Here is a 13119-nt window from a genome sequence, read left to right as displayed (position 1 = left end):
TTGAAGAAAACCAGCATATTGATGAGGGCGATGGGATAAAAAACATGAAAGAAAAGTGAAAAATACATACCGGGGATGGTGTATTAATTGGCCATCCTATGGCTTGTTTTCAACGGTTAGTTTTTCAGCGAAAACTATATAAAATGAATAACCCCGCCGCAAGCGGACGGAGTATCTACCCCGTTTTCCCTCGAACGTTACCATTCAAAAAGCAATAGTCTGTTTTTGTAGACTCAATGAGATGTCTGCCCGAACTCCTCTTTATTCGTCATTCGGATTCGGTAACCCCGCCGCAAGCGGGCGGGGTATTAAAAATTAATCAAATTACAAAAACGAAAGCAGAATAAACCTCTGCATCTCTGCGTCGCTTCGGTAAACTCAGTGCATCGCTCTGTGGCAAAAAGAAATAAGGATACTATGAAGACAAAATTGGACATCGCCCGCAACTGGCTGCCCCGCTACACCGGGATGGAGATCGACGGTTTCGGCGACTACATCCTGCTGACGAATTTCGACGACTACCTGGAAAGGTTCGCCGAGTGCTTCAACTGTGAGATCAAGGGACACGGCCGGCCCATGCAGGCCGCCACCAACAACAAGGGACTGTCCATGATCAACATCGGGATGGGCAGCCCCAACGTGGCCGCCATCATGGACCTGCTGGTGGCCCGGCATCCCAAGGGAGTGCTGTTCCTGGGCAAGTGCGGGGGGCTCAAAAGATCCACCGAGCTGGGGCACTTTATCCTGCCCATCGGGGCCATCAGGGGCGAGGGCACCAGCAACGATTACCTGCCGCCGGAAGTGCCGGCCCTGCCCTCTTTCAAACTGCACAAGTTCGTCTCGGAAAAACTGAAGGAACGCAGGCTGGATTACCGCACTGGGGTGATCTACACCACCAACCGCCGGGTCTGGGAATGGGACGAGTCGTTCCGGGCCTATCTGAAAAAGCTGACGGCCATCGGCATAGATATAGAGACTGCCACCCTGTTCATAGTGGGCCACGCCAACCAGATCGCCCGGGGAGCCCTGCTGATGGTCTCGGACATTCCCATGGTGCCCCACGGCATCAAGACCGAGAAGAGCGACCGGGAGGTCACCAAAAAGTTCAGCAAGCTGCACCTGGACATCGGCATCGAGAGCATGACCGAGATCGGCCAGATGGGCGAAAAGATCAGGCACTTTCAGTACTGACACTCGAGACCAGAACTGAAGACTGAATTTGGAATATTGAATAATTTTGTGATTTCAGATTTTAGTTTGCATTCTGTCTTCAATATTCAATATTCGGTATTCCCGATAGGAGGATATCATGAAGAAATTATTATTGCTTGTTCTTTCGATAATTTTAGTTAGCGGGATGACTGAAGCTTCGGAGGTCCTGGTGGCCCGGGTGGAGGACGCCGTCAGCCCTGCCTCGGCCCGTTTTATGGTCCAGGCCATAGAGCGGGCTCAGGTCGAAAAGGCCGAATGCCTGATCGTCGAGATGGACACCCCCGGCGGGCTGGACCAGTCCATGCGCCAGGTGATCAAGGTCATCATGGCCTCCGAGGTCCCGGTGGTGGTCTTCGTGGCACCCCAGGGTTCCCGGGCGGCCTCGGCCGGGGCCTTCATCACCATGGCCTCTCACGTGGCGGCCATGGCCCCGGGCACCAGCATCGGGGCGGCCCATCCGGTATCCATCGGCGCCGGCGGACCAATGGACAGCGCTATGTCGGGTAAAGTGACCAACGACGCTGCGGCCTACATCCGCTCCATCGCCGAAAAACGCGGCCGCAACATCGCCTGGGCCGACTCGGCCGTCCGGCACAGCGTCTCGCTCTCCGAGACCGAGGCCCTAAAACGGAGGGTTATTGACCTGATCGCGCCCAACACCTCCGCCCTGCTGGATTCATTGGACGGCCGGCTGGTGATAATAGATCAGGATACTTTAACCTTAAGCACAATGTCGGCGCGGGCAATCACGGTGGAGATGAACTGGCGGGACAAGTTTCTGGCGGTGATCTCCAATCCCAACATCGCCTACGTCTTTTTCATGCTGGGGCTGCTGGGGCTTTATTTTGAGTTCTCCAATCCTGGGGCCATATTGCCTGGTGTGGTGGGCGCCATCTCGCTGATCCTGGCCTTCTTCGCCTTTCAGACCCTTTCGGTAAATTACGCCGGCCTGCTGCTGATACTTCTTTCCATCGTATTGTTCATCGTGGACGTCAAGGCCGCCACCCACGGAGTCTTAACCACAGGAGGAATAATCGCCATGTTCATAGGATCGGTAATGCTGTTCAACGCGCCGGACCCGGCCATGCGGGCCTCGCTGCAGGTGATCATCCCGGTAGTCGTGGTAACCGCAGCCTTCTTCATCATCGGGGTCTGGCTGTCCATACGAACACTTAGGACCAGGCCGGTGTCTGGCGACAAGGGGCTGCTGGGCCAGGAGGGCGATGCCCGCACCAAGGTGAACAAGGACGGAGGCAGGGTGTTCGTGGCCGGGACCCACTGGAGCGCCTGGTCGGAGACCGAGATAGCCGAGGGGACTAAGATTAAGGTGATGGAAGTTAAAGGCATGACCCTGAAAGTCACCATAAGCGGATAGCGGTCAGCGTAGAGCGAATAGCGTTACTAATGGGAGCGTATATTAGTAGACATTCCGGTTTCTTTTAAATCCAATATAATTAGCGTATTTAGCGTGTTTCGGTGGAAAAAAGTCTACTATTATCCGCTCTGATTAGTATTTGAGCATAGAATAAGGATTGTATGCAACCAACAAAAAGCTTTGCCGATCTGATAGTCTGGCAAAAGTCTTACAAATTGTGTGTAGAGTTATACCAGATCACCAAATCTTTTCCAGCCAATGAGAATTATGGTTTAACCTCGCAGATCAGAAGGTGCTCGGTTTCAATTCCTTCAAACATTGCGGAAGGTTATGGACGGAAAAACAGAAAAGAATATATTCAATTTCTTTATACCGCAAACGGATCGCTGGCTGAATTCCAAACCCAATTAATGTTAGCCAAAGACATTGGATATCTCAAGACTGACGACTTTGATACGCTATATGCCCTTTCGCAGGAAGTTGGCCGAATGTTATGGAAAATGATCGTTGGCCTGAAGGAAATTGCTCCGTAATGCTTAACGCTTGACGCTATCCGCTTTACGCTTAGTAAATTTCAACTCAACTTAAAGGAGGAAAAAGCCATGACTGGTACCATTGTTCTGATCATCTTCATTCTGTTCATCCTGCTCAACACTTTCAAGATCCTGCGGGAATACGAACGGGGCGTGGTCTTCCGGCTGGGGCGCTACGTGGGCACCCGCGGCCCGGGGCTGATCGTCCTGATCCCGCTGTTCGAGAAGATGGTCAAGGTAACCCTGCGCACCATCGCCCTGGACGTGCCGGCCCAGGAAGTGATCACCCGGGACAACGTCTCGGTGAAGGTCAACGCCGTGATGTACTTCCAGGTATTCGAGCCGGGCAAGGCCATCATCGCGGTGGAGGATTACATGTACGCCACCAGCCAGATGGGCCAGACCACCCTGCGCTCCATTTTGGGCGAGCACGAACTGGACGAACTGCTCTCCAACCGGGAGAAGATCAACCAGACCTTGCAGAAGGTGATCGACGAGCGCACCGACCCCTGGGGCATCAAAGTGTCAGCGGTGGAGGTCAAGGACATTGACCTGCCCGAGGGCATGCGCCGGGCCATGGCCAAGCAGGCCGAAGCCGAGCGCGAGCGCCGGGCCAAGGTGATCCACGCCGACGGCGAGTTCCAGGCCTCGGCCAAACTGAGGGACGCGGCCCAAGTGATGGCGGCCGAGCCGGTCTCCATCCAGCTGCGCTATTTGCAGACTTTGACCGAGATCGCGGTGGAGAAGAATTCCACCATCGTCTTCCCGCTGCCGATCGAGTTCATGAAGCTGTTCACCCAGATCCTGGATAAGGGCGAGAAGAAAGCCTAACCGGACAACGGAAAGCGGCGGCCAGCAATGGCCGCCGCTTCCATAGTCAAATCGATAATTGGGCGTAAACATGATTATTCTTCACGCCATTTGGACCGATCGCACGCTCCACCTGTGGGCCGAGACGGGCGCACCGGAGACGCCAGGGAAGAAACGGCGAAAGGCGGCGAAGCCGGTAGCCAAAGCCGGGAAAAAGACGGGCCCTATCCACCCCTTCGCAGCCGATGCCGGCGCCATCCGGGAGGCGCTGCCGTCCGTTTCCTCCGACTTCGGCATGTTCCGGCCGACCGCCGCAACCCTGACGCTCCGCCTGCCGACGGCCGAGGCCAGACCTTTGCCCAGCACTCCGCTGCTGGGACAATCCGGCCCAGGGGTTTCGGACCAAAAACCGCATCTGGATCTGGCAGAATGGACCGTTCCCTCTCTTGTTTTCACGGGCCTTGAGGCGCTGGACGCACTGACCTCCCTGCCGGCGGAATTTCCCTCCGGTTTTCTCGGCGGCGATTCCCTGAGATACTGGATGCGGGCCGGAGCCATGGCCATGGAACTGCTGGTGCGGCAGCGCTTTGTTCCGGATTTCGTCATCGAGCGCGGCGCCGGAAGGGCCGTGTGGCGGGCGCTGCCGGACGATGACGCCCTGGGGCGGATGTCCCAGCTGTCGGCGTCTTGTCCGCCGGTGTGCCGGGCCGCAACTGACGCGGCTCCGGAGCAGCTGTTGCGCGAATTCATTGACTCTGCGGTAGACGCCTTTGTGCGGGATCGTTTATCCGGCGAGGTCAAAAAAATCGCCAAGCACCGAAAAACCGCCGGAACGATTTACCAGCAATGGCTGACGGCCCTAACTTCCCCGGATCCGACGATCAAGCAGCAGGAACAGTATTTACAGGCGTTCCGGCGCGATTTCAACGGCTGGACCGAACCGCTGCGCAGCCGGGACGACAAGGCATTCCACGCCTGCTTCCGGCTAATCCCGCCGGAAGATCCAGAAACGTCGGACGGCTGGAATCTGGGCTTTCACCTGCGGGCCAGGGAGGACCACAGCCTGATGATCGAGGCGGCGGCAGTCTGGCAGACCCAATCCAATGCCGCCATCGTTCTCAAGCGGAGGGTGAACAATCCCCAGGAGCTGCTGCTGGCCGAGCTGGGAAAGGCCTCGCGCCTGTTTCCGCCATTGGAAAGGGCGCTGGAGTCCGCCTGCCCGGTGGGAGACCGGCTGACGACGGGCGAGGCCCACCGCTTTTTAATCGAAGGCGCGCCGTTGCTGGAACAGGCCGGTTTCGGCGTGATGGCCCCGCCCTGGTGGCGCAATCCGTCCGGGCAATTGGGGATCAAGCTGGCGGTGCGGCCGTTTGAGAAAAAGGAAGGCTCCGGCCTGTTCGGACTGGAGAGCATAGTCGAGTTCGATTGGAAAATCGCTTTGGGCGAGCATTTGATTTCGTTCGACGAATTCCGGCGGCTGGCGTCGTTGAAGGTGCCTCTGGTGCAGGTGCGCGGCCAATGGGTGGAAGTGCGTCCGGATGACATTCAGAAAGCTTTGAAGGCGCTGCAGAACCAGCCGGCCGGCCAGTTGACCCTGGGACAGCTGCTGCGCCTGGGCGCCGGGGACGGCCGGGACATCGCCGGCCTTCCGGTCACCGGCATCGAGGCCGAGGGATGGATCGCCGACCTGCTTGATCCGTCGGCGGATGTGGCTCACCGGCCGGGCAAACAGCCCAAAGAATTTGTCGGCGAACTGCGGCCCTATCAGTTGAACGGACTGGGGTGGCTGTCGTTTCTGGACCGGTTCGGCTTGGGCGGGTGCCTGGCCGACGACATGGGTCTGGGAAAAACCATACAGTTGATCGCCCTGCTGCTGCAAGAGCGTGAAAATGTTAATGTTAAGGAAAAAATCGGGCCGACCTTGATTTTGGCACCGATGTCGGTAGTGGGCAACTGGCAGCGGGAAATCGCGAAATTCGCGCCAACACTCTCCTGCTTGGTGCATCACGGCGCGGACCGCCAGGCCGGAAAAAAATTCAAAAAGGCGGCGACGGCTGGCGACGTCGTCATCAGCACCTATGGCCTGGCCCGCCGCGACCGCGAGCATTTGGGCCGGGTCAACTGGCGCCGGGTGGTGCTGGATGAGGCGCAGAATATCAAAAATCCGGCCGCCAAGCAAACCCAGGCGGTGCGGGCCCTGCCGGCAGGCCGCCGCCTGGCATTAACCGGAACGCCGGTGGAAAACCGGTTGACCGAGCTCTGGTCGATCATGAATTTTCTCAATGCCGGATATCTGGGCGGAGCCGAAGATTTTCGCAAAAACTACGCCGTGCCGGTTGAGAAGTTCGGGGACCAGAAGAAGGCCGGGCGGCTGAAAACCCTGGTGCAGCCCTTTTTGCTGCGGCGCCTGAAGACCGACAAGACCATCATCAAGGACCTGCCGGAGAAGCAGGAGATCAAGGTGTTCTGCAATCTCACCAAGGAGCAGGCCACGCTCTATGCCGCCGTGGTCAAGGACATGATGGCCAAGATCGAGCAGGCCGAGGGCATCGAGCGCCACGGACAGGTGCTGTCGGCGATGATGAAGCTGAAGCAGGTTTGCAATCATCCGGCCCACTTCATGAAGGACAACAGCAAGGCCGGCGGCCGCTCCGGTAAATTGGAGCGTCTGACCGAGATGCTGGAGGAAACCCTGGAAAACGGGGAACGGGCCCTGGTGTTCACCCAGTTCACCGAGATGGGCGACATCCTGCGTCCCCATTTACAGGAAAGGTTCGGCCGCGAGGCGCTGTTTCTGCACGGCGGCGTCGGTCAAAAGGCGCGGGACGAAATGGTGGCGCGGTTTCAGGATCCCGCCGGCGGGCCGCCGATATTCATCCTGTCGCTGAAGGCCGGCGGCGTCGGCCTTAATTTGACCGCGGCTTCGCAGGTGTTCCACTTCGACCGCTGGTGGAACCCGGCCGTCGAGGACCAGGCCACCGACCGGGCCTACCGCATCGGCCAGACCAGAAACGTCCAGGTGTACAAGTACGTCTGCGCCGGCACCATGGAGGAGCGGATCGACCAGATGATCGAAAAAAAGAAGAAGCTGGCCCAGAGCGTGATCGGAGCCGGCGAATCGTGGCTGACCGAGCTATCCACCGAGGAGCTGCGCCGGGTGTTCGAGCTTTCGGCCGAAGCGGTGGGGGAGTGAGGAGGGGTATGGCGCGGAAGATCCGCACATTCGATTTCCGCGGATTGGTTTCCGCTCTTCGCGAAATTGACCATCACTTGGCTGCCCAGGCCGGGAAAGCAGTCAATCTCAGTCTGACCTTGCGCAATTGGATGATGGGATTGTACATAGCCGAATATGAGCTACATGGTTCCGGCCGGGCTCGTTACGGCAAGAATCTGTTGGATGAGCTATCGAAGGAATTGCGAAAAGAGAGCATCAGCAATACTGGCCGCCGCCAACTCTATAACTACCTTTCCTTCTATCGAGCTTACCCTTCGATTGTGCGGACAGTGCCCGCACAATCGCATCATTTGCTTCCTGCAGCGATTGATAAAACCCAAAAAGTGCGGACAGTGTCCGCACAATTGGCCCTGCCACCGGGAAAGCTTGTCGGTGCTCTTTCATATAGCCATCTAGAGCTGTTGGTCGGCATTGAAAACGGTCTCAAGCGCGCTTTCTATGAAATCGAGTGCATCCGCGGCAACTGGTCGGTGCGGGAATTGAAGCGCCAGATCGGGAGCCTTTATTACGAACGCTCCGGACTTTCTAAGGACAAAAAGCAGCTTGCTGAACTTGTGCGCACCGGGGCGGAGACGGCCGAGCCGAAACTGGCGATCCGGGACCCGTACGTGTTCGAATTTCTCGGAATCAAATCAAAAGAAGTCATGGCCGAATCGGATCTGGAGGATGCCCTGCTCGATAAACTTCACGATTTTCTCCTTGTACTCGGACAAGGCTTCTGTTTCGAGGCGCGCCAGAAGCGGATACTCATCGGCAGGAAGCCGGGATACGTGGACTTGGTGTTCTATCACCGCGTGTTGAAGTGCCACGTGCTGATAGATTTGAAGGTTGAGGAATTCAGCCATGAGCATCTCGGACAGCTCAATACGTACGTGAGCTGGTACCGGAAGAACATGATGAGCGCTGGAGACAGCCCACCCGTCGGCATTCTCCTATGCACGCAGAAGGAACACGCGCTGGTGGAATATGCGCTGGCCGGAATGGACAACCGGCTCTTCGTCTCCAAGTACCAACTCGAGCTGCCGAAGAAAGCCGAGATAGAGCGTTTTCTCGAAGAGCAGATGAAAGACATCGGCTACGGCGGTTAGCCGGCATTACCAGAGCGTGATCGGGGCCGGCGAATCGTGGCTGACCGAACTATCAACAGAGGAACTGCGCCGGGTGTTCGAGCTTTCGGCCGAGGCGGTGGGTGAGTGAATAATGACAGGTAACATAAATTCCAACCATGAAAAATGAGAAAGAATATGTTGTTATCTCACGATGATGCGGCCCAATTCATTCGGTTGATACGCCGGTTGCAATTCTATGTTAATCGGCAACAACTGCTTTTTCCAGAGGCATCGTCCTGGGAAGATTTTGGCCGGCTGGAGAATAAACAACTTGTTCAGGTGCGCAATGCCTTATGGGAACATGCCGAGCTGATAGACGCCTATCGGCAATCCAATCCGGACAATCTGTCCGAAAATGAGTTGTCGATAATCGGCAAATGGAAAGGTTTTGTCGTTGACAAGTATTATATTTTCCGCTACTTAAAAGAACACGCCATTTTCATTGGGAACAAGCAAATATACGGGGTAAAGGCATTGACCACGCCTTTTCCGGATGTCTTTTATGGACGTCCCCTGCCGATATTGATAGATGCCGTGCTGTTGCCGTTTAAAGGGCAGATCGTTTATGACGGATTTTCCAACAGCTACAACATCGTTTTCGGAGCCGGCATTCGAGGGGATATGCAGGAAAAATATCTGCATGCCAAGCAGAATGGCCTGATAATAACCTCGTTGGAAGGGGAGCACAAACCCAAGCCCTTGCCGTCGCCCCAAAAACTACTGGCACCTGGCAGCATAGAGGCGGCGTCCGAGATCGTCAAAAGCTGCGGGAAACTGCGCGGCGGCACAGCGGTTCAAGGCGCGGCATTCGGCGTCTTACGAAATAGCGCCATCCTGGCCGAGGTGGCAGCGCTGCAACCCAAGGATGACAGGGAAATTCAGCGGCTGGCGCGAAAGGTCTCCAATGCCTTAAGACGTCTGGAGAGGGTTTTGGACAGGGAAATGTGGGCATAATCTTCGGACAAGGGAAAAGGGACTATTGCTTGAATACGTGAGTTCGTTTCGCAATACACACTGAATAAAAACATTTTTACCGCAACTATGAGGTGAATGGAATCAATAAGATCGGATCGACCAGATGATCGAGAAAAAGAAGAAGCTGGCCCAGAGCGTGATCGGAGCCGGCGAATCGTGGCTGACCGAGCTGTCCACCGAGGAGCTGCGCCGGGTTTCGAGCTTTAGCCCAGGGCGGTGGGGGAGTAATATCGTTGGTTAGGAATATCAGCCGGCTTCATCCTTTTTGCCCTTGACAGAAGGACAGATATAAACTGTTTTGTCCTTTTTATAAGGACAATTGTCAACTTGGCATTAACGCAGGGATTTGCCATGCCCTCACAAAAAACTAATTAACTGAAAGTCTTCATCTCCTCGCGGGAATCGACCTGCGATGAATGCAAGGAGAACCTGGGTTCCAAAGCCTGGATTTTCCTGGCCCGCGACAAAGGGGTGCTGTGCTTAGCCTGCGCCGATTTGGATCATCTGGAGTTCCTGCCCTCGGGCGACGCCGCGCTCACCCTCCGCTCCCGGAAATATTCCAAATTGTCGGCCGTGGTGCTCAAATGGAGCCGGGCCCGGAAACGGTACGAGCGGCAGGGAATATTGATCGAAGAACAGGCTCTGGCCGAGGCCGAAGAGGAATGCCTGAAGGATGCCGACGTCCGCAAACGGCGGAAACTGCGGGAAGCGGAGCGTCGTGAGGAAACCGACAAGGAATACATTCAGCGTTTTGCGACGCGGATCAGGGAATTATTTCCCGGTTGCCCGGCCGGTCGGGAAGAAGAAATCGCCGGTCATGCCTGCCTAAAATACAGCGGCCGGGTCGGCCGCTGCGCGGCGGCCAAAGATTTAAGCCCGGAAGCTGTCGAGCTGGCGGTGCGCGCCCATGTGCGCCATGCGCTGACGAATTACGATGAACTGCTTTCGCTCTGCGGGGACAGACATGAGGCGCGGTCAATGGTCGCGGATAAGGTTGCAGGGATAATGGAACGGTGGAAGGATGCTCTAATCACTTAAGAGGTAATCGTCATGTCATATTGGAGAGATTCTTATTACTATAAACCGACGCGGCGGCGGCCGGCTGACGGCATCAAGGTCGGCTTCAAAAAGGGCGCGGTAGGCGACACTTGGTGGTCCAAACGTTGGATTGGAGTGCTGGAGTCGTTTAACATGGGTGCCCGCCTGGCCCGGGGCCGCTCCTACGCCCGCAGCGGACAGGTGATCAAGGCCGGGATCGAGCCGGGCGCCGCCAAAGCCCTGGTTCAGGGATCGGCCCGGCAGCCTTACATCGTAGTGATAAGACTGAAGCCTCTGTCCGACCGGCAGTGGAACAAGGCGATCGAGGCCATGTCCTCAAAAGCCGTGTTTGCCGCCAAACTGCTGGCCGGAGAAATGCCGCAGAACATCGAGGAATCGTTCGCCGTTGCCAAGTGCCCGCTTTTTCCGCAATCGCCGAAAGACCTGGCCACGGAATGCGACTGCCCGGACTGGGCCAATCCCTGCAAGCATCTGGCCGCGGTCTACTATGTGCTGGGCGAGATGTTTGATCGCGATCCTTTCGTGTTGTTTGCCCTGCGGGGGCGGGACAAGGGTCGGATCATCGAGGAACTGCGAAAACGGCGGACGGCAGCAGCCGAGGGCCTGGCGCCCCGGCCAAACACGGACGCCGCAACGCCGGACGAACCGTTGAAGTCATTGGAGAAATGCCTGGAAAATTTCTGGAAGGCGGATGCGAAGATATCCGGGATCGGTTTCAATATGAAACCACCCGAGGCCCCGGCAGCCGTTATCCGGATGCTGGGCCCGGCTCAGTTCGCCGTTGGCTCTCAAAATATGACGGATTTGATAGTCGGCTGGTACGACGAGGTCGCTACGGCAGCGAAACGTCGGGCGTTGGGCGAAGGCGGTCCAAAGAAACGCCGGTGACAGCTCGGCGGCTCTGCCTGCAAACCCTGACCGAGATCGCGCTGGAGAAAAACAGCTCAATCATCTTCCCGTTGCCGCTAGAGTTCATGAAGTATTTCACCCAGATCATAGACCGGAACGAGAATAAGGCATAAGCGAAAAACAGAGGCGGCGGCCAGCAATGGCCGCTTCATGCAATCATCTACACTTTTTTACAATACCCAGGAAAAACCATAAACAATATTTCTGGTGACAAAATGAAGACATTTAGTTCAAGGTTATTGGTAGCGTGTTTTACGTTGATCATATTAATTTCTGGCTGCGCTACTACAACAGAAAAAATTGAAACAAAATATACTGTAAAAGACCACTTTATGGCCGGTAAGTATGAAGTTGGGGCCTTGGAATACGAAAGTGGGAAGCGTGGGACCTTCACGTTATTATGGGGATTCCCGGTTTATCTCAATGGGCAGAAAATAAAAACTTATTACTGTCAGACACAATCAACATCGGAGTATGAAAAGCAAAAAGAGGCTCAATCAAAGCTACGTGTAAAACACTTGTAAATACAGTCATCTTGGCATATAATGCGATGTAAAAGGACTTGCACACAACCCTACTTAAAAAGTAACATTGTGAGATATGCCAAAAGGGATACGAAAATTACACATATCGCTGGGAGAGCACAATCTGACGCACTTTGGCGGGATATTCTTGATCCATCACTTTTGCCAAAGAATAAAACTCAAACATAGTTTGCAAAAAACTGTGCGTCAGACACACCGGCAACGGGATTATAATCAAGCTGAACTCATCCTGGCAATTATCTACGCATTAATCGTCGGTATACCACGGTTAAGTAAAACAAAGATACTGCAGGGCAATGGGGCGTTCCAAAAGATAATCGGCCTCAGATCCTATCCCTATGCCAGCAGCCTGCGGCGTTTTATAAAATCTATCACGAAAGCGACCAATGATCAACTTGATTCAGTACATGACAGCTTTCGGCAAAAGGTATTCTCCTTATCCAAACCCAGCGCCAGTATTATCTTTGATTTCGATTCTACGATCATAACAGTTTACGGTAAATATATTGAAGGCGCCGAGGTCGGCTATAATCCCCACAAACGAGGCGCCCGATCCTATCACCCATTGCTGTGTTTCGAGGCTCATACCCGCGATTATTGGCATGGGATTCTTCGTTCGGGAGATCGATATATCTCGTATGGGTCCGTTGATTTTTTAAAAATTGTTTAGCCAAAGCACCTTCCCATATTTATCGTATTCGAGCCCGGGCCGATTCGGGATTCTTCGATCATAAATTTATTGCAGCCCTCGAAGAACATATTTATCGTATTCGAGCCCGGGCCGATTCGGGATTCTTCGATCATAAATTTATTGCAGCCCTCGAAGAAGCCCATGTCGGCTATGCTGTCGTGGCCAAGCTGACGAAACCAATCAAACGAACGGTCTGTAGTATTCGGTATCGGTTGTTTAAACCGACTACCGCTGTGGTAGAATTTACCTATCAACCCATGGGATGGAAAACACCGCACCGTTTTGTTGTTATCAGAAGACCGGTGGCCGATAACGAACGCTATTCATATCAAGTGTTTGTCACCAACTTACCTTTACAGGCAGAACAGGTCTGGTATTTTTATCGTCCTCGGGCAGCTATCGAGACGGATATCCGCGAATTGAAACAGAGCTTTTCCTTGGCCAAGAATTCCGACCAATAGCTTTCAGGCCAATCAGGCGTTTTTCTCCTTGTTGACATTCTCCTACAACATTCTCAATTGGTTTAAGCGGCTCTGTCTGCCACCTCGATTTAAAAATGCTACCGCTCAAACTATTCGCCAAGAGTTTTTGGTTTTGCCGGCTAGATTGGTAAAATCGCAAAACCGAAATATACTAAAACTTCCGTCAGAGTATATATCAAAAGCA

Annotated in this window: 14 protein-coding genes and 1 pseudogene; all 15 read left to right on the top strand. The window is 54.7% G+C overall.

Annotation, left to right across the window (positions count from 1 at the left end; all coding sequences use genetic code 11):
* Positions 1 to 417 precede the first annotated feature (417 nt).
* On the top strand, positions 418 to 1191 hold the full coding sequence (locus HY768_03505; protein MBI4726285.1) for an AMP nucleosidase: 774 nt from the start codon (positions 418 to 420) through the stop codon (positions 1189 to 1191).
* 118 nt (positions 1192 to 1309) lie between these two features.
* On the top strand, positions 1310 to 2587 hold the full coding sequence (locus HY768_03500) for a nodulation protein NfeD (protein ID MBI4726284.1): 1278 nt from the start codon (positions 1310 to 1312) through the stop codon (positions 2585 to 2587).
* A gap of 161 nt (positions 2588 to 2748) precedes the next feature.
* A complete protein-coding gene (locus tag HY768_03495) occupies positions 2749 to 3120 on the top strand; it encodes a four helix bundle protein (protein ID MBI4726283.1) in 372 nt (123 codons plus the stop codon).
* Positions 3121 to 3189: 69 nt separating this feature from the next.
* A complete protein-coding gene (locus HY768_03490) occupies positions 3190 to 3951 on the top strand; it encodes a slipin family protein (GenBank protein ID MBI4726282.1) in 762 nt (253 codons plus the stop codon).
* A gap of 70 nt (positions 3952 to 4021) precedes the next feature.
* Positions 4022 to 7123, top strand: coding sequence for a DEAD/DEAH box helicase (locus HY768_03485; GenBank protein ID MBI4726281.1), 3102 nt, complete (start codon positions 4022 to 4024; stop codon positions 7121 to 7123).
* An 8-nt stretch (positions 7124 to 7131) separates the two neighbouring features.
* A complete protein-coding gene (locus HY768_03480) occupies positions 7132 to 8253 on the top strand; it encodes a DUF1016 family protein (protein MBI4726280.1) in 1122 nt (373 codons plus the stop codon).
* 156 nt (positions 8254 to 8409) lie between these two features.
* On the top strand, positions 8410 to 9228 hold the full coding sequence (locus tag HY768_03475; protein MBI4726279.1) for a hypothetical protein: 819 nt from the start codon (positions 8410 to 8412) through the stop codon (positions 9226 to 9228).
* Positions 9229 to 9352: 124 nt separating this feature from the next.
* A complete protein-coding gene (locus HY768_03470; protein MBI4726278.1) occupies positions 9353 to 9490 on the top strand; it encodes a hypothetical protein in 138 nt (45 codons plus the stop codon).
* A 134-nt stretch (positions 9491 to 9624) separates the two neighbouring features.
* Positions 9625 to 10287, top strand: a complete 663-nt coding sequence (locus HY768_03465) for a DUF2293 domain-containing protein (GenBank protein ID MBI4726277.1) — start codon at positions 9625 to 9627, stop codon at positions 10285 to 10287.
* 12 nt (positions 10288 to 10299) lie between these two features.
* Entirely contained in the window at positions 10300 to 11196 is an 897-nt protein-coding gene (locus HY768_03460; protein MBI4726276.1) for an SWIM zinc finger family protein, read from the top strand.
* Positions 11197 to 11213: 17 nt separating this feature from the next.
* Positions 11214 to 11330 (top strand): annotated as a pseudogene (locus tag HY768_03455) (slipin family protein).
* A 102-nt stretch (positions 11331 to 11432) separates the two neighbouring features.
* Positions 11433 to 11741 carry a hypothetical protein gene (locus HY768_03450; protein MBI4726275.1) on the top strand — a complete coding sequence of 103 codons (309 nt, stop codon included), beginning with the start codon at positions 11433 to 11435 and terminating at the stop codon, positions 11739 to 11741.
* Positions 11742 to 11817: 76 nt separating this feature from the next.
* Positions 11818 to 12432, top strand: a complete 615-nt coding sequence (locus HY768_03445; protein MBI4726274.1) for a transposase — start codon at positions 11818 to 11820, stop codon at positions 12430 to 12432.
* Positions 12433 to 12449: 17 nt separating this feature from the next.
* Positions 12450 to 12914 (top strand): transposase, encoded by a 465-nt coding sequence (locus HY768_03440; protein MBI4726273.1) that lies wholly within the window; start codon positions 12450 to 12452, stop codon positions 12912 to 12914.
* Positions 12901 to 13119, top strand: a 219-nt coding sequence (locus HY768_03435; GenBank protein ID MBI4726272.1) for a transposase, incomplete at its 3' end; no start/stop codon positions are given. The genes HY768_03440 and HY768_03435, both read left to right, overlap by 14 nt.

The organism is candidate division TA06 bacterium, assembly GCA_016208585.1.
Lineage (GTDB): Bacteria > Edwardsbacteria > AC1 > AC1 > EtOH8 > UBA5202.
This window is presented reverse-complemented; position numbering and strand designations above follow the sequence as displayed.